This is a genomic window from Amycolatopsis sp. NPDC051373 (assembly GCF_040689465.1).
Taxonomy (GTDB): Bacteria; Actinomycetota; Actinomycetes; order Mycobacteriales; family Pseudonocardiaceae; genus Amycolatopsis.
The window spans coordinates 38,023-59,273 of the sequence record NZ_JBFBAE010000040.1; the positions used below are offsets into that span (position 1 = coordinate 38,023).

Here is a 21,251-nt window from a genome sequence, read left to right on the forward strand (position 1 = left end):
GGATGCGGTCGCGGCCTCGCCGGCGTGGTTTCGTGGCGCTCACCCGAACCGGCCTCCAAAACGACTACGCCACGACCACTCTGCCCGGGCTGCTGCTCACCGGGCTGGGCCTGGGCACTGTGTCCGGCTCGGCGATGTCCGCGGCGACGGTCGGGGTCTCCCCCGCCGAAACCGGCGTCGCGTCCGCGACGGTCAACACCACCGTGCAGATCGGCGGCTCGATCGGGGTCGCGCTGTTGATGAGCCTCTCGGCTTCCGCACCCGGTCTGGTGGTGACCTGGCCGGCACCACGCCGCATTCTGGGTGGGGCCGTGGCGCTTGCGCTGGCCGCATTGGTCGCCGCGGCGTTGTGCCCCGGCAAGTCCGCGAAACCCGACCCTGAGCCCGAGGCGGTCTTGCCGCACGCCGGCTGAGGCGCACCACCAGGAGGAACCATGACCCAGCCCGGCGTGCTCGCGCGCGATCGGCGCCGTCCACCGCGCGGTGTTCAGCCTGCCCCGGCGGACGGCGCTACACGATCGCGCGCGCGGTGCCCGTGCCCACCACCGACGGGGCGCAGCTGCTCACCGACCTCTACCTGCACGTGGGCGAGGCGCACGGCACTGTGCTCATCCGCACGCCGTATGGCCGCGGGCTGCCCGAAAGCCTGTTCCACGGCCGCGCCTTCGCCGAACGCGGGTACCAGGTCGTGGTGCAGAGCGTCCGCGGGACGGTCGGATCCACCGGCGCCTTGCGGCCCATCGCGCAAGAAACCGCCGACAGCCAGGACGCCGTCGCGTGGCTGCGCGAGCAGCCGTGGTTCACCGGCCGCCTCGCGACGCTCGGCGGTTCCTACCTGGGCTGGACGCAGTGGGCGCTGCTGCAGGACCCTCCGCCGGAGCTGCGGGCGGCCATCGTTCTCGTGGTTCCGCACGACTTCGCCCGCGCCATCCGCGGTACCGGTTCGGTGGCCCTGGCCGACTTTCTCGGCTGGAGCACCAACGTGCAGGCCCGCGGGCCGCGCACGATGCTCGCCGCGCGCCGCCGCGTCGACACCGCGCTACGCGAGCCGACCGCGGAAGCCGCCGCTGCGAAGGCGCTAGGTCCCGCCCACACGTGGTTCACCGACTGGCTCTCCCATCCCGACCGCGATGATCCTTTTTGGACTCCGTACGGGGCCTCGGCGGCGCTGACCGCCACGCGAATCCCCGTGCTGCTCATCGGCGGCTGGCACCCCTGGACTTCGCATGATCTCGCCTCCGCCAGGATCGATTACACTGTGCAATATGCGGTTGGCACTGATCGGGAGTCACGATGTCCAGTGAACTCGCTGTCGCGGACCCGTGGCCTGCGCTTCGGGTCGACGACTGGACCGACACGCGTGACACCTTGCACATGTGGACCCAGGTCGTCGGCAAGATCCGCATGGCCAACACGCCGCCGGTCAACCACTGGTGGCAGGTTCCCCTGTATGTATCCGCGAGAGGCCTCACCACGTCTTCGATCCCGAACGGGAATCAGCTCTTCGACCTGGAATTCGACTTCGTGGACCACCGTCTGAACATCCGTGTCAGCAACGGCGCGCACGGTCAGGTGGTCCTCGAGTCGAAGCCCGTAGCCGTCTTCTATCGGGAGACGGTCGCGGCGCTGGCCAACTTGGGCATCGAAGTGTCAATTTGGGCGACCCCCGTGGAAGTCGAGCGGGCGATCCCCTTCGCCGAAGACAACGCGCATCGCACGTACGAGCACGATCACGCCCGCCGGTTCTGGGGTCAGCTCTCGGCCGCACACCGGGTCATGAGCGAGTACCGAGCCGAGTTCATGGGGAAAAGCAGCCCGGTGCACTTCTTCTGGGGAGCGATGGACCTGGCTTGCACCCGGTTCTCCGGCCGCGCCGCTCCACGGCACCCCGGTGGAGTTCCGAACTGTCCGGACCGCGTGATGGTGGAAGGCTACTCGCATGAACTCGCCAGTTGCGGGTTCTGGCCAGGCGGCAGCGCAGAGGGCTCCTTCTACGCCTACTCCTACCCTGAGCCCGCTGGCTATCGGCAGCGCCGCGTGACGCCCAACGTTGCTTATTTTGACGCTGGTTTGGGCGAGTTTTTGCTGCCGTACGAGGCCGTGCGCACAGCGCCAGACCCGGATGGCATGCTCCTCGGCTTTCTTCGGTCAACCTATGTCGCCGCGGCCGATCTTGGGGCATGGGACCGAGAGGCACTGGAACATCGACCGCACGCGATTGACGGCTGACGCAGTTGGCCGCTGTAGATCCTGCAGCTTGTCCAGCTGTGCCAAGGCGATCGTCCGCTCCGCGAGGCATTCGAAGACGAGACAGCCGAGGTGGCCGTGCTCAGCCGGCTCCGCGGCCGGCTCGATGCGATCGGCGGCGAACCCCGCGCCCGAGCCGATCCTGAGTGTCCGCACGGGTCCATCCTGGACACGACACTATTGTCCCTCGCGGCTTGACCTTCGCGGTCGGCCCGGCGAGATCATGGCGTGGTGACCGGTGCGCGCTGACGGGCTCGGGCCAGGGGGCAGGACCACCACACACCGCAAGGCGACGACACCGGCGAAATACTGCACGGCGGCAAGGAGTCCGACCACGGTGGCCAGGAAACCGACACCGATGACCGGCAGAACGACGCCGAGGTACACGTCCGCGCGATGGGCCAACGGCGTCAGCGATGAGGCCTGCAGCTGCAAGCAGGGCTGGCGACTACCGGGAACCGGTGTCTAAGAAGCGACACGCCGAGACGGTCCTACGCGGCAGTCGCGAGTAGCCAGTGGAGCCGTCGCACTCGGAGGGGCTGCCTCGTCTCCCTGATGAGACGGAAAACGCGACGTTGTGTTCAACCATGCGGTATGGCACAGGTCCAGCTGTGGCGTGCATCCTTAGACAATCGCCATGAGCCCAGCAACAAATGCGCCTACGGCACGACGATTCTCCGCGTCACCGAAAGCTGAACAGAAGACCCATCCTGATCGGAATGCGGATCGCCGGTGGCATCCTGGCCGTCGCCACGCTGGCCGGGGCCACGACCTGCGCCGCCCGGGCCAGCCCGCCCCCGCCACAGCTCCGATGCCCACCACGGCATCGCAGCCACCCACCGAAAACCTCACCCCCCTGATCCAGCAGGCCCTTCCGAATGTGACAGGCAAGACGTTCACCTCCGTAGGGGTCGACTTCCCGCCCGGCGCACGCGCGTTACCGCACCGGCACGGTGACGCTTTCGTCGACGCGTACGTCCTCGAAGGCACTGTGCGCAGCCAACTCGAAGGCAAACCGGTCAGCACATTCCGCCAGGGCGAGAACTGGACCGAGCAGCCGGGTGTGCACCATGTGCTCACGGAGAACACCAGCTCGACGAAACGGGCCAGGCTCCTGGTCGTCTTTGTCGCCGACCCCGGAGCCGAGCTCAAGGTCGACGACCCCCACTCGTAGCCCGCAGCCGCTACGGCGGGCAATGTTGCCGGAAAATCCCAACGGTAGAGGCGGCTGAGGGCGTGGGCTCGACCTCAGCCGGCTCGGCCGACGAGCAAGCTGAAGAACCGACTCCGTCAGCCGCGTCGAACAGCACCTGTTGGAGGTCACGCGGCAGAGCCCCGCACCACGCCACGACGGCAGTCGCGATGAGCGGGCAGGGTTCGACGGCGACCCGGACCATGGCGTACGTGCTCGCCATCGGCTGCCGGATGCGCGGTGCCGCCCGCTCACTGCTCGGGTTGAGCGGGCCGGTCAGCACCGCGGTCGGACGCGGGGCGGTCGCCGCGAACGCCAGTGTCGTCGGTAGCGAGTGCGAGATCGGAGGGTCGGTGAACTCGAAACGCGGGCGGCTGCCACGCAGCAGCGTCAACCAGGCGTCGTAGGTGGCTGGACTGGTACGGCGTGGTGGTGGACGACATCCATGTCGGCCAGCTCGTCCACGCTGATGGTTCGGCGGTCAGCGTTGCCGGCTGTCGCGGGTATCCAGACCTCCGGCTCGAACTCCCCGACGCTCACGACCTCCAGCGGATCCGGTAGTGCGTCCGGGGAACACATCAGCCAGCCCAGCCCGGCGTCGGCACGTCGCTGGCGGATCGGCGTGAACTCGGCGTCGAGCGGTGCTTCGAGCCATTCGACATCGACGCCGGCAGCGTCCGCCGTGGACCGAAGACGAGAGGCCGTCCGCACCACGAGCCCCTCCGGCAAATTCGGCGGCAGCACAAACCTCAGACGGGGCCGGCCCAGGCCCGCCACCTGCCGGCTTCGCGTCACTCCGTGCTCAAGCATTGAGAGCACGGCGCGCGACTCCTCAAGCAAGACTCTGCCGGCGGCAGTGAAACGGACACCGGTCCGCCGCCGGTGCAGCAACGGCGCACCGACCTCTTCCAGCCGCCGTATCTGCTGGCTGAGGGTGGGCTGGGTAACGAACATCCGCCGCGCCGCATGCGTGATCGTTCCGGCGTCGGCGACCGCCACCAGGTACCGCAGATGACGGAGCTCAATCCCCTGACGGAGAGCTGTTCCCACACGAGGCTGCTGATCAGGCCCGGTTTGTTGCGTCATTTCTGTTCCATGCATTCGTTTCCTTGTCCATGGCCTGATTGAATCGACGACGCACGCGCGCTCAGGTGATCGAGCTCAGTGACCACAATGCCGTGGTGCGTGGTAGGCCGAATCCGGCGAACGCGTAGCCGTCGGCGGCGCGAGGTGTGGCGCCGCATGGCACTCGTCGCCGATCGCATGTCACGCAACACTCGGTGCGTCACCGATGCGACCGCGCCCGGCACAGGGCACGGTGCGCCGGTGTCGCGATCCGCGCACGACCAATCAAGCCATAGGCCACGCCAATTGGCCGGCGACTCCGGATCCGGCTGAGCTTCGGAAAGCAGCCACTCCCCCGCGCAGAAACGGTCGCTGCGCGCTGCGGACGGAGGATTCACCATGCACGCGACGAGTCCATCGTGGCCCTCCCGGCCGCTCATACGGCCGGCCGACAGCCTTCGTGCGGTCAGGTATGTCGAGGACGTGGCGCATGAGTTGCGATGTCGCGGCGTCCACATCCGATCGGTCGAGGTCAGCCTCGGCCCGGTGCCACGCGACCGCCTGCGGATCGCCGGCGGACGGGCGCCCGGCAGACCGTATGTCCGCCGAGAGGTGATAGTGGTGTGGCGCGACGGCCTCGGTTGGTGGACCGAATGGCCGGGTGAGGACTCAGCCGGCCATTGCCACTGTTTCCTCGACGACTCGGACATCGCTCCGGCCACTGTGGCCTGTCTGGTATGCGACACGCTGGTGCAGCCGCATGGATTGCCGCAGCCATTGCGGCGACCTATGGCAGGACAGGCCCCATCACTTTTACGACAGCCCACCACTTCGATGTACTGGAAAACAAGAAACACACGCGATCGGTCGACATCGAAAGCCGGCCGACAGAAAGGATCCAGAGCATGACCAAGACCAAGGACATCCGCGAGGCGGTCGAAGCCGAGCTCATCTTCGACCCGACGGTGGAAGCGACGGACATCACCGTGAAGAACCTGCGCGGGGACGTCGCTCTCAACGGCACAGTGCCCAGCTACCCGCAGTACCTCAACGCGGCCGCCGCCGCTCGCCGGGTCGCGGGGGTGAGCCGCCTGCACAACCATCTGGAGGTGGTGCTGCCGCCCGGCGACGAACGTGACGACCCGATGCTGACCACTGCCGCGAACAACGCACTCGCGGTGAACGTCACCGTGCCAGCCGGAATCGAAGCCAGCGCGCGTCGCGGCAACATCACGCTGACGGGCACCGTGAAGTACGGCTCCGAGCGGGACGCGGCCGCGTCCGCGGTGGGCTCGCTGACCGGTGTGCGGAATGTCAAGAACGACATCGACATCGCCTACGACGCCGACCCGGTGGACGTGCTGGCGGCCGTCCAGGACGCGCTCGACCGGTACGCGCTGATCCTCGACGACAGCGACGTGGTCGTCGACACCAACGGCAACACCGTCATGCTCACCGGGCACGTGCGTACGTGGGCCGAGCACGACGCCGTACTGGACGCCGCATGGATGACAGCAGGCGTCTACGACCTCCGCGACGACGTGTACATCACCGGCTGACCGTCGTCGCGGTTCAGAGCCGGCCTCCCGGCGCCAGCGGGGTGGTGCCGGGAGGCCGGCTGCAACTACGTCCCGTGCGGTGCCCGCGGACTTCCCGTCGAGAAGACACCAAGTACCTGGTTTTCCTTCCACACCGACGGTGCCCGGCTTGTGCGGGTCGTCGACTGGATTGACAGTGCACGCGCAGGTGCCTTCGGTCAGGCCGCAGCCTGCGAGGCGCGGGACCTCGAGGTGCAATTCGGTGCGCGCCAGCAGTTCCATCGGCACTGGGGCCGCTTCGCAGACCGTTAACTGCACGGAGGAGGTGTCCGGCCGGACGTCCTCGGGCAATTCGGCGAGCCGAGCGTAGATGGTCGGGACGGTGGAGAAGTAGGTCGGCCAAACCAGGGGATGCACGAGCAGGCAGTGGTCCGCTGGACCGAGATATATGGCTTCGGCAATCACCCCGGCCACCGCGGTGAGGTTCGAGTGGCCGAGTACCCCCTTCGAACAGCCTGTCGGGCCGCTTGTGTAGATCCGCAGCGCCAGGTCCGTCCGCCGCCTCGGCGCGCGCGACCTGACCACCACCGTAATGACGCTGACCCTCACCGGCCTGACCGCCGACAGCGCACTGGTCCGCGACCCCAGCGCCAAACCACACCGACGACTCGGCTCCACCGCCGCGATACTCACCAGCGCCGCAGCCGATGCGGGCATCCTCCAGTGGCCCCCCACAGCCGTCATCGCGATTGCCACGGTCCTCGTGGCCATCGTCGCCGGCGCGTGCGCCACCGTCGCGTGCGCACGATGCGTTGGCGCCTTTGGAGAGAATGCATCCCGAGGTCGACGACCGGCTGGACGTCGCGGAGCGAGAGCGGCGGGCGGGTTCCGCCGGCGTTCCGGTCCCGGCGGGACCGACTCGGGTTGCCAGCGTGGCGGGTGGCAGGTGGCAGCCTTGATCTGGGACCTGACTATCCGCAAAACGGTCGACAACCCGGGTGTTACCTGCAGCGGGGTGAAAAACTGCATACTGAACCACCCCTCGACTGTCCAGGAACCCCGCGCGTGAGCGGGGGTCGCGAACACGGAGTGGTAGCTTGCAAAGATGGCTGCGGGAAACTCCGACGCCGCAAAACAACTGTCTGTAGTCGCAGCGAACGTGGAGTCACACCTCCCCGAGGTCAGCCGCGACGTATGGCTATATCTGACTGCCGAAATACCGCCACTTCGGGGCGATGATGCCATCGTTAAAGCCTTGCAGGCGAGCGTCATGGAAAATGTCACCACCTTGCTGCACATTTTTGAAAACGACATTCCGCCGGGTGATATCGAAGCGCCTGTAGCAGCCAAGGAGTACGCCAAGAGGCTGGCCCAGAGGAATATGCCCATAACCGCTTTGGTCAGAGCGTACAGAATCGGGCATTGGCGTTTTCTTCAATGGTGCCTTCAAGAGCTTGACCGTCAGGAAGCCGACGGTGACCTCTGTGCCGCCACGAACCTGCGGATGCTGAAAGTGAGCTTCAGCTACATCGACCGAGTCACTGAGCGTCTCATTGAGGTCCACCAAATGGAGCGGGACCGCTGGCTGCTGGCGCAGACTGCGGTGCGCGCCGCTCGCGTGCGGGACATCCTTGCCGAGAAGGAGGTCGACCTGGACTGGGCGGAACCAGCCCTTGGCTACCGGCTGCGACAACATCACCTCGGACTGGTGGCTTGGCTGCCCGAGCCTACCCGTGGCGATGTGGGACTGGCCCGACTCGACCGGCTCACCACTAAGATCGCCGAGGAGTTCGAATGCCCTGCCAGGCCGCTGTTCGTCCCCCGAGATGAAATAGTGTCGTGGGCTTGGTTGCCATTGGGCTCACACAGCGACGTCTGCTGGGAACGGTTATCGAGCGTGGTCGAAAACCGCGATCCTTCCGTGCGGGTATGCGCTGGACGTGTGGCACCCGGCATCGAGGGATTCCGCAGCACACATCGGCAGGCGCTGTGCGCACAGGAGCTTGCGTCGGTGGCGATTTCAGGTGCACAACTCACCGCGTATTCTCACGTGGCTCCGATTGCCCTGATGTGTACGCACTTCGAGGACTTGCGTGCTTGGGTATGGAGCGTCCTCGGTCCGTTGGCTGTCGATGACGAGCGCTCCGCCCGGCTGCGCGAGACCGTGCAGATCTTTCTGGCCACCGGAAGTAGCTACGCGGGTACTGCGAGCAGCCAGATTCTGCACAAGAACACTGTGCAGTACCGCATCCGGAAGGCCGAGAAAATCATGGGACGGACCGTACAAGAAGGGCGAACCGATCTGGAGGTGGCGTTGCTCGCCGTCGAATACCTCGGCTCGGCGGTCCTTCGAACTGGTTCGGCATGAGACAAGGTGCACTCGCCGGAGCGCACCTTGTCCGGCGTTGCGCCCTCGCCCAACCCCGTGGTCTTTGGGCACCGTCAGCGGCCCTGCCAGTGGGGCGCGCGCTTTTCGGCGAAGGCACGGGCGCCTTCCCGCGCGTCCTGAGACGCCAGCACGGGTGAGACGATCTGATCCTGCTCGGGAAAGGCATCCTGGTCGCGAAAGGCAGTTCGCTCGTTGACGACGCGTTTCACGGCTGCTACGGCCAGTGGCGCGTTGTGCGCGATGCGAGCAGCCAGTTCCAGAGCGCGGTCCAGCGCCTGGCCCGCTTCGCTGAGCTGGTTGACCAGCCCGAGCCGTTCGGCGCGTTCGGCGGGCAGGGGCTCGCCGGTGAGAAGGAGTTCGACCGCGATGTTGCGGGGGATCCGTTCGGGCAGGCGCACGATGCCCCCTTCGGGTGGCACGAGGCCGTAGTGGACCTCGGGCTGGCCAAAGGTGGCGTTTCGGGCGGCTACGATCATGTCGCAGGCCAGCGCCATCTCGGTGCCGCCGCCCAGTGCGTAGCCCTCGACGGCGGCGATGAGGGGCGTTTTGATCTGGGCGCGGGTGATGCCGGCGAAGCCCCGCCCCGGGAGGACGGGCGTGTCTCCGGCCGCGAACGCCGTGAGGTCCATGCCTGCGCTGAAAACGCTTCCGGTACCGGTGAGGACGCCGACCATGAGGTCATCGCGGGCGTCGAGCTGGTCGACGGCGGTAGCCAGTGCCCGGGCGGTGGCGCCGTCGATGGCGTTGCGGGCCTCTGGCCGGTCGATGGTGATCACGAATATGCCGTCGCGTTCCTCGGTGTGCACCGTGGTGGCGCCTGTGGCCGTGGTCATGATGATGGTTCCCTTCTCTCGGTCTTCCGTCAGTCGATCGCTTTTGCCGTGCGCAGGTCCTCGATTCCGGCAGCGTCGAAGCCGAGGTCGCCGAGCACGGACTCGGTGTGTTCGCCCAGGTCGGGGGCCGGGCGCGGGCGGACCTTCTGTTCCTGGTCCAGGTGCACGGGGCTGTCGACGGTCAGCTGCGGCTCAGCGCTGCCGTCGTCGATCGGTACGAGGACCTTGTTGGCGAGGAGCTGGGGGTCGCGGGCGCATTCTTCGAGAGTCTGGACGACTCCGTAGGTGAGGCCCGCGGCGTCGAGAACCTCACGCCACTCGGCCAGTGGGCAGGTCGCGAACGTCTTGTCCAGCAGGGCGACGATCTCGGCGGCGTGAGCGCGACGGCTCGCGGTGTCGGCGAAGCGTGGATCCTGCGCCGCCTCGAGATGGCCGATGGCCTTAAGAAACAGGGGGACCTCCTTGTCCTCGTTGACGAACACCAACAGCACCCAGCGGTCGTCTGCTGTCCGGTACGTGTTCCCCAGCGCATTCGGCGGGTGCAACCGGTCGACCGGGCGAGGCCCCTTCGCCCCAACCAGTACGGCTTGCAGCCACATACTCGCCGCCCAGGCACCTTCCGCGAGCAACGACGCCGTGACGCGGGCGCCCTGACCGGTCTTCTCTCGCCGGTACAACGCGGTCATGATCCCGGCGAACAGGGTTGTCGCCGTCGCGTGATCGCCTGATCCGAAGGCGTTCATCGCCGGCGGCGCGTCACGCTGGCGTGTCACGTCCATCAGACCGCTGCGCGCCCAGAACGCCGTGACGTCGAAGCCCGGCTGGTGCGCATCCGGACCTGCCTCACCGAAGCCGGTGACATCGGCGTAGATCAGCCGGGGATTGAGGGCGGCGAGCTCGTCGTAGTCCAGGCCCAGCTTGGCCCGGGTCTGCGGCGGAAAGTTGGTCACCAGCACGTCGGCCCACCGCACCAGCCGCTCGAGCACGAGCTTGGCGCCGGGTGACTTCAGGTTGAGCGCGATGCTGCGCTTGTTGCGGTTGTCCAGCTGCCAGGGGTAATTGACCCCTTCGACATGAGGGTTCGGCGGCACCCGGCTGAGACCACGGTAGGCGTCGCCGACGTGCGGTGGTTCCACCTTGACGACGTCGGCGCCGAAGTCACCGAGGACGGTGGCCGCGGCCGGCCCGGCGATGAAGCTGGCAAGATCAACGACGTGCAGGCCCTCCAGCAGGGGCGTGTTCTCCATGACAGGAAATTCAGGCGGCGTCGGCAGTCGCGCCGACGCGATGCGTGCTGAGTCAGCGGCGCGGAGCCGCGGGCACGAAGGCGTTGTATCCGGTGATGTCCCGGCCGACGATCAGCGCCTGAACGGTGTCGGTGCCCTCATAGGTGTCGATGGCCTCGATGTCGCACAGGTGTCGGGCGATGTGGTAGTCGAGCAGAATGCCGTTGCCGCCGAGCATGTCGCGGGCGTCGGCGAGGATTGCTCGTGCGCGTTCGGTGTAGTGCATCTTGGCCAGCGCCACTCGCGGCATCGAGTACTTGCCCTCGTCCATCAGCTGGCTGAGCCGGTACTGCATGCAGACCATGTCGGTGATGTCCGCCAGCATCCGCGCCAGCCGGTACTGGACGAGCTGGAAAGCGGCCAGCGGCATCCCGAACTGGTGCCGCTGCTTGGCGTAAGCCAAGGCCGTCTCATAGCCTGCGATGGCGGCGCCGATCGCTTCCCAGGCCACGCAAAAGCGCGAGGCCAGCAGGACCTTTTCGGTATCGCGGAAGGTGTTGCCGCCCGCCAGCCGGTTCTCCGCGGGCACCCGGACGTCGGTCAGAGAGATCTGAGCATTCTGGACACAGCGCAGCGCCGTCTTGCCCGTGATGGCCTGGGCATCGAACCCCGGCGTACCCTTCTCGACCACATAGCCGCCCACATGCCCGTCATCGCCGCGCGCCCAGATGATCACGTAGTCGGCGAAGGTCGCGTTGCAGATCCACCGCTTGTGACCGTTGAGCACGTAGGAATCACCGTCCCGGCGCGCGGTCGTCTCCAACTTGACCACGTCCGTGCCATGCGCGGGCTCGGTCAAACCGAACGCGCCGATCTTCTCCAAACGCGCCATCGGCGGCAGGAAGCGCTGCTTCTGCTCCTCCGAGCCCAGCACCGCGATCGACGTCATGGCCAGGGCCGAGTGGACACCGGTGAACGTCGACATGCTCAGATCGCCGCGAGCCAGCTCGAGGATCACCACGCCGGTCGTCACATTGCTCATACCCGGGCAGCCGTAGCCGTCGATCTGGAAACCCGCGATACCCAACTGCGCCAGCTTGGGGACCAGTTCGTGCGGGAACTCCGCGCGCTCCCAGTAAGGATTGATGACCGGGTTGACCTCCCGGTCCATGAAATCGCGGACCTGCTGGCGAAGGGCCCGCTGCTCGTCGGTCAGCAGTTCACCCAGCAGGTAATAGTCGGACTGCTCGGGCCCACCCAGCACCGGCGGCTCCACCCCCGACCTCCCGTTCCCTCCCGAGGAGGCCCCAGCCAGGGTGCTCTGGCCCGAGCCGGATGCTGTGTCGTGTGTCGCGTTCATCTACCGCTCCTTATCGTCTACGTGGATTGGATCGAGTCAGTAACCACGACACTAGGAACAGGCGGCGCGACAGCCATTGGGCGCGGAATACCGCATTCGGTGAGAAGTTCGTGCTTTTGAACGAAGCCATCCATCGGTATCCCGCTCGCAACCTAGGCGCCGCTCCTTCGTGTCCGGGAAGCCTGGCTCACTATTCCCGCGCCCAGGACGGGGACCAGGGCCAGGCAACGCTTTACCCGCACCACTACGGAGTTCTGCTCGGCTGGGACCGGAACGACTGCAACTCGCCCACCGAACACAACTGCCCGACCACATCGGGACCAAGTGATCGCACGGTGAGCGGCATTCGCCGGCATCCGGCGCGACTCGCCGACACTGGGTTCCCTCAGATTTCTAGCCCCTGGTCCAGGGTTCGAGCCCCTGACGACGAACAGGCTTCCCCCACCTCCAGCCGGGTTGCGCTAGTGCTCAGGCGACATCAGGGATACCCGGCCGGTGCGAACCCACTCCGCACCGGCCGAGTTCCACTCCCGCTCGATCGGGCCCTCTGCATTCCCCGACCCCTCAGTTCGCCACGCCGAGCCTGTCTCACGACGCCGACGCAGCCTTCCCTGCCGGGCAACGCGTCACCCGGCAGGCCGGTGTCACCCAGGCGACGGGCACACCCCAACCGCAGCCGACACTGGCCAAAGCCCGCCCGGCGACACCCTGTGGCCTTCAGCTTGCAGCCGTCCCAGTGCGGATCTGGCCGCTCGTCAACGAGGATCGGCAGGTACGCGTGGATCCTCGCCGAGACACAACACCGGATCCAGGCCGCGTTCCAGCACCGGTCTCCAGACCCGGCCCGCGGAACTGGCCCTGGCCCGCACGCTCGACGACCTGACCGGAGAATGAGCGACAAGACGCCCCGCCCGCGCCGCGGTGACGCTGATCCGTGACCGCGCCCCGTGCACAGACCGTGGATCGGAGAAGGCCATAGCCTCCCCCGCATCACAGCCTCCCCCGCATCACCGCGGCGAAGCGCGCGGCGCCCGCACCACGTCGGCCACCGGGACTCCAGCTCCGGCCTTCGCCCGACCAGGTCACCGAGCGTGCGGACTGGTGACCATCGGCGAGCGGGCTGGGCTGGGTCCGTCACCGTGGTAAAGCTCGTTGATCCAGCTGCACACCATGGCGCACATCGCCGGCTCGGCCCCGCGAGCGTGGTCGACGAGGCGATCGCCCGACCACAGCCGTCACCCGGCCCCACCGGAACGTCTGTTCACGTACTGGATACGAGAGTCTGCAGGCCTCCGCAGGACCTGATCGTCGACCCGGCGGCCGAGATCGGGGCAAGGCCTCCGGCGGGCCCCGAGGGGTGCCCGCCGGATGCGCAGGAACGGAAACAACCGGCCCCGCGTCCCGACCGGTGAGGGGCCAGCCGGCGACGGAGCTGGGGTTCACGCCACCGCTGACGCCGCAGCGAGGCATCCGCCGCCGATCGCAGCACCTGGTTGGCTCCGTAGACGATGTGGAGGGCTTGGCCGGCCCGCGTGCTGGAGGCATCCCACGTCGGCGGTGGCGAACCCAGCAAGCTGCCAGCGCCGTCGCCCGGTATGCGCACGCCGGGAGTTTCGCGCCGGTCGCGCTGGGCCGTCTGGCTGTTGACAGCGACGTTGTTTGTGCCGGTGATCCGGTGCTGACACATGGTGTTCACTGCGTGGGTTCTTTTCAGTCCACGGTCTGGTGAGGTGGGATGTTGGCGTCCCCGGCGACTCGGCCTGGGGAGGTATTCCGGAGGCTGTGCGTGCCTGGTTGTGATGTGACCCGTCGAGACATTCTTCGCTGGAGTGCGATCGCTGCTGCGGCCATACCGCTGGCGGGAGTGGTCGATCCCGCTCGAAGCGACGCGTCCACCGGCGCTGCCGGGACCGGCGAGGTCGTGCCGGTCAACCTGGAACTGGTGACTCTGACGGAGGACCGGGCCGTGGTGACCTGGTACACCGGCGAGGCCGGCACGAACGACGGCACGGGCAGGATGGTGCCGCTGCCCGCTGACGGTGAGGTCTGGTACGGCACCAACCCCCGCCGGCTCAACCGCGTCGCCGGCCAGAGCGGTCCACTCACCCCGTACCACCACGTCGAGTTGACCGGCCTGGAGCCGGGGCAGACGTATTACTACCAGGCGCGTTCCCGTGGGAAGCTGGCTGCTCCCATGGTGTTCACGCTCATCGCCGGCAACGCCGTCGGCACCAGCGACTACGGCCTGGGTACTCCGGGCGGCCCGTTCTCGTTCACCACGCCGCAGCCGCCGCCGGGGCGCTACCTCTTCTCGGTGGTGCTGTGCAACGACCTGCACATGGGCGAGACGCAGGCTGGGCTCGTCGGTGGGGACCCGTCGGTCATCCCGATCGTCCAGGTCCCGGGCGAGCCGCCGTATCCCGAGGTCATGCTGGAATCCCTGGTGCGCGACGTCCGAAGCTTCGACCCGACCTACCTCCTGGCCGCGGGTGACATCTCCGCCGAGGCCGTACCCGGCGACCTCAGCCGAGCCGGTCAGTTGCTCGACCGGTTCGGTGTGTACCGCGAGGACTACTTCCTCACGCGCGGCAACCACGACCGGGCGCACGTCGGCGACCCCTACGCGAACTGCCGGGTCGGTCGCTGGCAGGGCAACGACTGCTTCCAGGACCGCTACTTCCCCGACGACGAGGTCGCCTTCTACTCGACCGATCTCTCCGGTCTGCACGTGATCGGACTCGACACGTACGACAAGGCCGGCGGCGGAGGCGACGCGGGTGCACTGGCAGCGGAGCAGTACGCCTGGTTCATGAAGGACCTGGCCGAGCACAAGGAGCAGCCGACCCTCGTGTTCGGTCACCACCCGCTCGTCGTTCAGGAGTCGTCGAAGCCGATCAAGTCGAGCAGCTCGCTAGACGCCGCCCAGGCCGCGTCGATCCTGGAGACCTACGCGAAGACTCCGGGCGTCTTCCTGCACCACGCGGGACACACTCACCGCAACCACCACACGGTCAGCCCGAGCGCACCGCGGGTGACCCTGCAGGAGGTCGCCGCGGCCAAGGAGTACCCGGGCGGCTTCTCGATCCTCCGGCTGCACAGCGAGGGGTTCGCTCTGAACTTCCACAAGTCGCGCAGCGACCTGGCCCGCGAGTGGAGCGAGCGCAGCCGTCAGGAACTCGCGGGAAGCTGGGCGCAGTTTGCGCTGGGGAACAACGTGGTGGACCGCAACATCGTCAAGAAGGTCGATCTCTCCGGCCTCCGCCGGCCCGAACGGACCGCGGCCGGCACGCGGGGCTGACCGTTAGTGCATAGCAACTGCGTCCTGCGGAATATGTGCTAAAGCCCAGCCCAGCGGCTGGCTGTGTCAGCGTTGAGTAGCTCCGGTATGTCAGAGAATTGTGGCCCTTCCCGTTGTGAATCTTGGGACACGCCGGTGCTTTGGCGGTGGTAGTCGGCCCCACCTCGTCATCGCGGGCGCGATGACGAGGTGCGCCGCCGCCCGGACGGGCCCAGTTCGGTGCGCAGCCGCGACCTCAGGTCAGTATCAGGAAAACGTAAAGAGCGATCCGGTCGGCCCGGTTCGCGCTTTGCCCGGCTGATGCATGCCACGCACCTCGAGGTGGGTGTGTTCGCCGGAGGACCACGAGCGCCGGCCGGGGGCGGCGGCGCGCACGACTGCGGCGATCGGCTCAGCCACTGTTGTCCATGTCTGCGACCTATTCTTCCCCCGGCAGGCTTAGGCTGCGCCGCCGGTTCCTCCTGCGCGAAGGCCTGTTTTTCTTTCGCGGAAGACGGTTCCTGCTGCGCGAACATCGGCTCGGGACGGGCCGCCTGTGATGGCCCGCGCTCCGCCACCGGGTGGTGCGCCCGCGACCTCGGGCTGTCCGCCCATCGCACCATCGCGCCCCGCTTCCGTGCCGCGCGCGTAATCGGCCAGGGGGTCGCCGGACCACAACATCGCGCTGACGAGGCCCTGGCAGACCGGGCTCAAGCCGATCCGCGCTGGTGGGTGAACGTGAGGTGCACTCCCGTCGTGCTCCTGGAGGGGCCGAGCATTAGCGGGCTCGGGGGATGTGGTGGGCCCGCGGTGGCGTGTCAGCACGGCGACGGCGGCGAGCAGGGCCAATACGACGGCGGCGAACCACGTCGTCGCGGCGGTCACGTTCATGGAGCGGCTGGCGACGCCCAGCCCGGCGGGGAGCAGGGCCAGACCGAGGTAGGAGGCGAGGAACAGGCCGGCGAGGGCTTCGCCGCGCCGGGCCGGGGTGGCCGTGGTGGCCACGTGTCCGACGGCAGACTTGAACAGCACCCCGGCGCCGGCTCCGGCGATGATCCCAGCGAGCAGGAACACAGGCAGGCTGGCAGCGTGCATACCGACCGCGAGGACCGCTATACCCACGGCCTGGGCGAGCAGCCCGATGTGCCGGCGAGTCCGTGTGCCGAGCCGGCCGGTGCCCGTCTGCGCCGCCGCTGCGGCACCGAACACGGCGAACACGACCAGTCCGGCCAGCGCGCGGGACGGGTGGTGGAGGTCCCGCCGACGAAGCCGGGTACCACGGATGTGAACAGGCCGAACACGGCCATGGACGTGAATCCGGCCGCGGCCGCGGCGAGGTATCCGCGGTCACCGCGACTCGCCCCGACCCGCTGCGGACGGTAGCCCGGCCGGACCGCGGGCCTGTGGACGGTCTCCAGTGTTAGCGCGACGGCGGCGACGCCGGTGAGTAGCAGCACGACGAAGACGGCATACGGCAGACGCAGCGGCGCACCCAGGTACTGGGCGAGCACTCCCGCGACGATCGGACCCAGGCCGAGCCCGCCAATGTTGGCCGCGGTCGACACAATCTCGAACCGCCGCGTCGAGGCGCCGGGCCGGTCAGCGCTGTGCAGCTCGTGCAAATACGCGGTGGCGGTCGCCGACAGCATGCCGACGCCGAGGCCGGTGACGAGCCGGGCGACGATCAGCACCGGCAGTGACGGCGTGGCGAGGAACACTGCGGCGGCTAGCAGTTCCAGCGCCAGAGCCGCCGTCATGACCTTCTTCCGGCCCAGCCAGTCCGAGACGTGCCCGGCGAGCAACAGACTGATCAGCACACCAACGGCGTAGACGGCGAACACGACGGTGACCGTGAACGTGGAGAACCCGTCATGAACCTGGTACAGCGGATACAGCGGCGTGGGAACCGTGGAGAACGCCATGGCCGTCATGAACACCACGGCCACCGTCCAGAACCCGGCGCCGGACCGGCGGACGGCATGTAGGTGGTCCCGCGCCGGAGCCTTCCCGGTGCTTGCGTGGTCCCTACGCGGACCCATGGCCGACGCCATCGACATCAGAGCACTCCGATCAATTGACGGTGGATTCCACCGCTAAGGGATGTCTCGTAACCCGCGGCTTTCCGGGCGTGCACCAGGCCCGGAATAGCTTGCGGACATGTCCGCCGACCAGCACTTTCCGCACCCGGTTCCGCCGCACCTCCTTCCGCCACAGCCGGTGGCCCGGCAGCCACCCGCGCCGCCGCGGCCGAAGCGCCGCCGACGCCGGATCGTGCTGCTGGTGATCGCGGCCCTGCTGGCCTACCCAGCCGGCACTTACGGCTACGCGCTCGCTTACCCCGGCGACGCGAGTGTCTCCGTCCGGACTGTGAATTGGCTGCGGGAGATTGTTCTCGGCGGTGTGGTCAACGCCGTCGAGAACTGGTGGTTCACCCGGCACCCGCCGTCGAGTGCGCGCGCTGCTCGACATCCCCGCGTCACCCCCGCGCCGTCGCGGTGTGCTGACCGCCTTCGCGGTCGCCGTGGTACTCGGCTGCTGCGGCTGGTCCGCCGGAGCCGGGGCTCAGGCCGCGATCGCGATGCACGCCGATATCGAAGCCGCCCAGCAGGCCTCGTGCGCGTCCCACTCCGTGTTCACGAAGGGGTCCCACGGCGAGACCGCGGTCCGCGCAGCCGACCAGGATCGCCGGGAGTGCGCCGAGCGCTGACCGCCACGAACCGACCGTGGAGGCGGCGGTGTCCGAGTCGTGCAACAGGATCGTGCCGCCGGGGCGAAGTCCCTTGTGGACTGTCGCGGCCACCGACGCCGGAGTCGCGCGGGCGGACCAGTCGAACCCCCAGGCCGTCCACAGCACGGGCCGCAGGCCCAGCTTCCGGGCGGCGACCAGGGAGCCGGCAGAAAACACCCCGTAGGGCGCGCGCAGCCACCGCGGCCTGACGCCGGCGACGTCGGTGATCAGCTCGACCGTCCGCGCGAGGTCGTCGTGCAGAGCGGACGGGAACCGGCGCAGGAAACAACGGTGGTCCCAGCCGTGCACCGCGAGCTCGTGCCCGGCGGCGACGATCTCGCGCCCGAGCTCCGGGCACCGGGCGAGTTCGCGGCCGAGCACGAAAAACGTCGCCCGCGTGCCGGTTTTCGCGAGCAGGGCCAGGAAATGCGGGGTCGAGCGCGGGTGCGGGCCGTCGTCGAAGGTGAGCGCGACGTGCCCGGGATCACCCACTCCGGCGAGCGCGTCGGTGCGCAGGTGCGGCAGGAACAACGCGGCCGGGGCGGCGTGCGCCACGAGCGCGCCCGCCGCCGCCACGCGGATCATCCGGCCACCTCGATCGGCAGGGCCGGCGCGGCTTCACGGGCCAGAGCGGCACGCAATGCCGGGCCGAGCGCGTCCGGCGTCCGCACCCACGGCACGGTGCCCTCCTGGTCCAGCACGGCGGCGTTGGCGCGGCCGTGGCCGGGCAGGCAGCGGTAGGTCAGTACCGGCAGGCCCGTCGCGAGGGCTTCGGAAGTCGTGAGCCCGCCCGCGTTCTGGACCACGACGTCGCACGCGCGCATCAGGTCGGCCATCGTGTCCACCCAGCCGAACACGTGCCGGTGCCCCGCGTTCCGCAGGCGTTCGCGCAACGCGTCGTTGCGGCCGCAGACGACCACGGGCTCGACCGAACCGTCGGCACGCAGGTCGGCCACCGTCCGTTCGACCTCTCCGACGCCCCAGGACCCCGAGACGACCAGGGCCAGCGCGCGATCCGCGGACAGACCGTGCGCGAACCTCAGCCGCGTCCGCTCGGCCGCGCCTGCGACCGGCCGGAACTCCCGCGCGACCAAGGGCGGCGCGACCAGCACGCGGCCCGCGCCCCAGGCTCGCGCCTGCCTCGCTGCGGTCTCGTTGGGCGCCACGGTCAGGCCGGCCTGCGCACTGACGCACAGGCGGTGCACCGACGGATCCGTCAGGTACGCCACCAGCCTCGGCGCGAGCCGTCCGCGCGCCCGCAGGTGCGCCGCCGCGTGGGTCGCGAGCGGGTAAGTCGACACGACCAGCCGGGCGTCGTCGCCCACCACCTCGGCCAGCCCGGCGGACGCGAGCGCCGCGAGCCGCCGGGCGATCGCCGCGAGCGCCGGCGAGCCGAGTGCCCCGAGCAGCCAGTCCCAGCTGCGCGGGGCGACCTGCAACTGTCGGTGGTAGGCGCCGCACAGCGTCTGCCCGAGCCGGCCCGGCAGCAGGTCGAGGAAGTCGACGCGGTCGGCGCGCACCCCGCGCTCGGCCAGCCACTGGGCGAGCTCCCGCGCCGCACCGTCGTGCCCGGCGCCCACCCGCGCGGACACGATCACCACGCGGTCGCCTTCGGAAAGTTCTACAGGCATGTAGTAAATCTACATCCATGTAGTCGTTCGGTTCTTCCGGGTGCGCCGTGCCTGTTTCGTCCGGTGCGCGGCGCCCGCACTCGCGGTGCGGGCGCCGGTCCACTACCGGTCGAGCTCCGGCAGCTCGCGGGTTCCTTCCGCGCGCACCGCGGCGAGCGAGCGCGAGTCGAGATGCAGCAGCCGCAGGATCGTCGGCGCGATCTGCGTGGTCTCCACCGAGCCGCCGACGCTGCGTCCGCGGCCGGTGCCGCTGACGACCAGGGGGACGGCCCGGTCGTCAGCGGCCGCTCCGCCGTGCTCGGCGATCTTCGACTGCCCGCCGGCGAACACCACGCCGGGCACGGTGAGGCCGACGAGGTCGGGCACCCGGGCATCGCCGGGGCGCACGCCGAAGTAGCGCGCGGCGTCCGCTCCCGCGTGGACGGTCGTCAGTCCGGAGTGGACGAACGGCTTGGGCGCGCCGGCGACCCCGTTGCCGGTGCCGGACTGCGCGAGAAGGTAGTTCTTCGCGAACGTCGTGGCCGCGGCCGAGCGGTCGGTGAGCCAAGGAAGCATCGCGTCGTCGTCGGTCGACTGGGCCACGAGGTCGGGCGCGCCCGGGTGGGCCGCGCGCCAGGCCGCATTGAGACCGTCGAGCAGGGCGCCGTCGTCGATGCGGGTCAGCGCGTTCGAGTCGATCGGCGACTGGCCGTGCTTGGCGGACAGCACGATCGTGGTGCTCTGGTCGAGGTGGCGCCGCTGGAGCTCCGCGGTGAACGCGCCGAGCTCCTGGTCCACGAAGTCCAGTGCCGAGCGCACGACCGGCCCGGGTGCGCCGCCGGCGGTGTACCCGCCGGCCTGGCCGCCGGAGACGGGGAGCTTCTGCGCGGTCGACACCGACTGGAAGTTCAGCCCGAGCACCGCCGGCGTGCCGACCTTCGTGGTGCCGCTGTGGTCGTAGCCGTCGATCTCGTTGAGCACCGCGCGCGCCTTGTATGAGTCGTACTGCTGGGTCGCGGCGTTGTCCGTAGTCCAGTCCCCGCCGGGCGGTCCGGCGGGCACCTGGCTGTTGATCTCCGGCGTGAACAGGTCCTGCACGCCGGTGCCGGACGGGCCGTTCAGCAGCTCGTAGGCCGGGTGCTTGTCCGACCACGCGGTGCGCAACCCGGCCTGGCGAGCCACCTCGAACACCGTATTCACCTGCAGGTACTGGTGCGGGTAAACGGGTTTGCACGTGCGAGGGTCGACCGGCAGCTTCGCCGGGTCAATGAGCGTGCGCGGGTTGCCGGTCATCTTCAGCACGCTGCCGGGCAGACCGGCGAGGCCCTGCCCGGCGTCGACGGAGTTCTTGTCGAGGTCGAGATCCTCGGTGTAGTCCGCTCCGGTGCCCGGCTTCACGCCGGTGCAGTTCGTGGTGCCCGCGGGCAACAGCGCGTGGTTGTAAGTGGCGTCGTAGTACACGCCGGTCGTCGCGGGGTTGCCGCCGGTGACCTGGGCGACGAGGCCGGGGAACGAATCCGAGGGCACGGGGGTGTTCGCGTGCGTGTACTGCGTGCCGTGCGCCACCAGCCTCGCGAGCGCCGAACAACCAGCGCGGCTACATCCAGGTCGACCTCACACCGCAGCAGTGGCGCGCGGACTTTCGGGTCTCAGACACCGTGTTGCGCCAGGACGCCCCGCTCTACACCCTCGCCACCTTCGTCACCGACGACGGCAAACCCCGCGCCCGTCGCGCCTGACCGCCCTCCCCGGTGGTGGGCCGGGCCCCACCACCGGGCATCTGCCG

Annotated in this window: 17 protein-coding genes and 3 pseudogenes; 9 read left to right on the forward strand and 11 right to left on the reverse strand. The window is 68.7% G+C overall.

Annotated features, from left to right (window positions below; all coding sequences use genetic code 11):
* Positions 1-32 precede the first annotated feature (32 nt).
* The 3 genes and pseudogenes from AB0383_RS45480 to AB0383_RS45490 all read left to right on the forward strand — a co-directional run bounded on the left by AB0383_RS45480 (position 33) and on the right by AB0383_RS45490 (position 2,229).
* On the forward strand, positions 33-413 hold the full coding sequence (locus tag AB0383_RS45480) for a hypothetical protein (protein WP_366190667.1): 381 nt from the start codon (positions 33-35) through the stop codon (positions 411-413).
* A gap of 170 nt (positions 414-583) precedes the next feature.
* A pseudogene (locus AB0383_RS45485) lies at positions 584-1,168 on the forward strand (CocE/NonD family hydrolase); the annotation flags it as partial.
* A gap of 206 nt (positions 1,169-1,374) precedes the next feature.
* Positions 1,375-2,229: a DUF5996 family protein gene (locus AB0383_RS45490; RefSeq protein WP_366190669.1), complete on the forward strand. Its 855-nt coding sequence runs from the start codon at positions 1,375-1,377 to the stop codon at positions 2,227-2,229.
* Here AB0383_RS45490 and AB0383_RS45495 read toward each other — a convergent pair.
* Positions 2,149-2,403 carry an acyclic terpene utilization AtuA family protein gene (locus tag AB0383_RS45495; protein WP_364187391.1) on the reverse strand — a complete coding sequence of 85 codons (255 nt, stop codon included), beginning with the start codon at positions 2,401-2,403 and terminating at the stop codon, positions 2,149-2,151. The genes AB0383_RS45490 and AB0383_RS45495 overlap by 81 nt on opposite strands.
* 724 nt (positions 2,404-3,127) lie before the next feature.
* Between AB0383_RS45495 and AB0383_RS45500 the strand changes: the two genes are divergently transcribed.
* Both AB0383_RS45500 and AB0383_RS45505 read left to right on the forward strand, forming a co-directional pair.
* A complete protein-coding gene (locus AB0383_RS45500) occupies positions 3,128-3,421 on the forward strand; it encodes a cupin domain-containing protein (RefSeq protein ID WP_364187393.1) in 294 nt (97 codons plus the stop codon).
* A 188-nt stretch (positions 3,422-3,609) separates the two neighbouring features.
* Positions 3,610-3,846 (forward strand): hypothetical protein, encoded by a 237-nt coding sequence (locus AB0383_RS45505; protein WP_366190672.1) that lies wholly within the window; start codon positions 3,610-3,612, stop codon positions 3,844-3,846.
* Here AB0383_RS45505 and AB0383_RS45510 read toward each other — a convergent pair.
* Positions 3,830-4,525 carry a LysR family transcriptional regulator gene (locus AB0383_RS45510; RefSeq protein ID WP_366190674.1) on the reverse strand — a complete coding sequence of 232 codons (696 nt, stop codon included), beginning with the start codon at positions 4,523-4,525 and terminating at the stop codon, positions 3,830-3,832. The two genes, AB0383_RS45505 and AB0383_RS45510, sit on opposite strands and share 17 nt — an antisense overlap.
* An 884-nt stretch (positions 4,526-5,409) precedes the next feature.
* Between AB0383_RS45510 and AB0383_RS45515 the strand changes: the two genes are divergently transcribed.
* Entirely contained in the window at positions 5,410-6,063 is a 654-nt protein-coding gene (locus AB0383_RS45515; protein ID WP_364187398.1) for a BON domain-containing protein, read from the forward strand.
* Positions 6,064-6,204: 141 nt separating this feature from the next.
* On the opposite strand, the pseudogene AB0383_RS45520 reads toward AB0383_RS45515, so the two are convergent.
* Positions 6,205-6,651: pseudogene (locus AB0383_RS45520) on the reverse strand (AMP-binding protein); the annotation flags it as partial.
* Between AB0383_RS45520 and AB0383_RS45525 the strand changes: the two are divergent.
* Complete coding sequence (locus AB0383_RS45525; RefSeq protein WP_366190710.1) at positions 6,578-7,111, forward strand: DUF1275 family protein; 534 nt, start codon at positions 6,578-6,580, stop codon at positions 7,109-7,111. The pseudogene AB0383_RS45520 and the gene AB0383_RS45525 overlap by 74 nt on opposite strands.
* A 36-nt stretch (positions 7,112-7,147) precedes the next feature.
* Complete coding sequence (locus AB0383_RS45530; RefSeq protein ID WP_366190677.1) at positions 7,148-8,410, forward strand: helix-turn-helix domain-containing protein; 1,263 nt, start codon at positions 7,148-7,150, stop codon at positions 8,408-8,410.
* A 74-nt stretch (positions 8,411-8,484) separates the two neighbouring features.
* Here the strand turns inward: AB0383_RS45530 and AB0383_RS45535 are convergent, their stop codons facing one another.
* The 3 genes from AB0383_RS45535 to AB0383_RS45545 are packed head-to-tail and all read right to left on the reverse strand — an operon-like array spanning position 8,485 to position 11,766.
* Positions 8,485-9,264: a crotonase/enoyl-CoA hydratase family protein gene (locus tag AB0383_RS45535; RefSeq protein WP_366190679.1), complete on the reverse strand. Its 780-nt coding sequence runs from the start codon at positions 9,262-9,264 to the stop codon at positions 8,485-8,487.
* Positions 9,265-9,293: 29 nt separating this feature from the next.
* Positions 9,294-10,511: a CoA transferase gene (locus tag AB0383_RS45540; protein WP_366190681.1), complete on the reverse strand. Its 1,218-nt coding sequence runs from the start codon at positions 10,509-10,511 to the stop codon at positions 9,294-9,296.
* A gap of 52 nt (positions 10,512-10,563) precedes the next feature.
* Positions 10,564-11,766 carry an acyl-CoA dehydrogenase family protein gene (locus AB0383_RS45545; RefSeq protein WP_366190683.1) on the reverse strand — a complete coding sequence of 401 codons (1,203 nt, stop codon included), beginning with the start codon at positions 11,764-11,766 and terminating at the stop codon, positions 10,564-10,566.
* A 1,819-nt stretch (positions 11,767-13,585) separates the two neighbouring features.
* Here AB0383_RS45545 and AB0383_RS45550 point away from each other — a divergent pair.
* Positions 13,586-15,148, forward strand: a complete 1,563-nt coding sequence (locus AB0383_RS45550; protein WP_364187415.1) for a metallophosphoesterase family protein — start codon at positions 13,586-13,588, stop codon at positions 15,146-15,148.
* A 438-nt stretch (positions 15,149-15,586) separates the two neighbouring features.
* Here AB0383_RS45550 and AB0383_RS45555 read toward each other — a convergent pair whose 3' ends face one another.
* From AB0383_RS45555 to AB0383_RS45575, 5 genes and pseudogenes are all read right to left on the reverse strand, one after another.
* Positions 15,587-16,345, reverse strand: coding sequence for an MFS transporter (locus tag AB0383_RS45555; protein ID WP_366190685.1), 759 nt, complete (start codon positions 16,343-16,345; stop codon positions 15,587-15,589).
* Complete coding sequence (locus AB0383_RS45560; protein WP_366190687.1) at positions 16,240-17,073, reverse strand: MFS transporter; 834 nt, start codon at positions 17,071-17,073, stop codon at positions 16,240-16,242. The genes AB0383_RS45555 and AB0383_RS45560 overlap by 106 nt, the downstream gene beginning before the upstream one ends.
* A gap of 530 nt (positions 17,074-17,603) precedes the next feature.
* Complete coding sequence (locus AB0383_RS45565) at positions 17,604-18,440, reverse strand: polysaccharide deacetylase family protein (RefSeq protein ID WP_364187420.1); 837 nt, start codon at positions 18,438-18,440, stop codon at positions 17,604-17,606.
* Positions 18,437-19,486, reverse strand: a complete 1,050-nt coding sequence (locus AB0383_RS45570; protein ID WP_366190690.1) for a glycosyltransferase — start codon at positions 19,484-19,486, stop codon at positions 18,437-18,439. Before AB0383_RS45570 ends, AB0383_RS45565 begins: the two co-directional genes overlap by 4 nt.
* 102 nt (positions 19,487-19,588) lie before the next feature.
* Positions 19,589-21,037: pseudogene (locus AB0383_RS45575) on the reverse strand (alkaline phosphatase family protein); the annotation flags it as partial.
* Between the last annotated feature and the right edge of the window lie 214 nt (positions 21,038-21,251).

Bases quoted from the DNA above. Each gene is read 5' to 3' on its own strand.
- AB0383_RS45490 (WP_366190669.1), top strand. From the start codon at position 1,375: ATGTGGACCCAGGTCGTCGGCAAGATCCGCATGGCCAACACGCCGCCG.
- AB0383_RS45505 (WP_366190672.1), top strand. From the start codon at position 3,610: ATGAGCGGGCAGGGTTCGACGGCGACCCGGACCATGGCGTACGTGCTC.
- AB0383_RS45510 (WP_366190674.1), bottom strand. From the start codon at position 4,525: ATGACGCAACAAACCGGGCCTGATCAGCAGCCTCGTGTGGGAACAGCT.
- AB0383_RS45515 (WP_364187398.1), top strand. From the start codon at position 5,410: ATGACCAAGACCAAGGACATCCGCGAGGCGGTCGAAGCCGAGCTCATC.
- AB0383_RS45530 (WP_366190677.1), top strand. From the start codon at position 7,148: ATGGCTGCGGGAAACTCCGACGCCGCAAAACAACTGTCTGTAGTCGCA.
- AB0383_RS45535 (WP_366190679.1), bottom strand. From the start codon at position 9,264: ATGACCACGGCCACAGGCGCCACCACGGTGCACACCGAGGAACGCGAC.
- AB0383_RS45540 (WP_366190681.1), bottom strand. From the start codon at position 10,511: ATGGAGAACACGCCCCTGCTGGAGGGCCTGCACGTCGTTGATCTTGCC.
- AB0383_RS45550 (WP_364187415.1), top strand. From the start codon at position 13,586: ATGTTGGCGTCCCCGGCGACTCGGCCTGGGGAGGTATTCCGGAGGCTG.
- AB0383_RS45565 (WP_364187420.1), bottom strand. From the start codon at position 18,440: ATGATCCGCGTGGCGGCGGCGGGCGCGCTCGTGGCGCACGCCGCCCCG.
- AB0383_RS45570 (WP_366190690.1), bottom strand. From the start codon at position 19,486: ATGCCTGTAGAACTTTCCGAAGGCGACCGCGTGGTGATCGTGTCCGCG.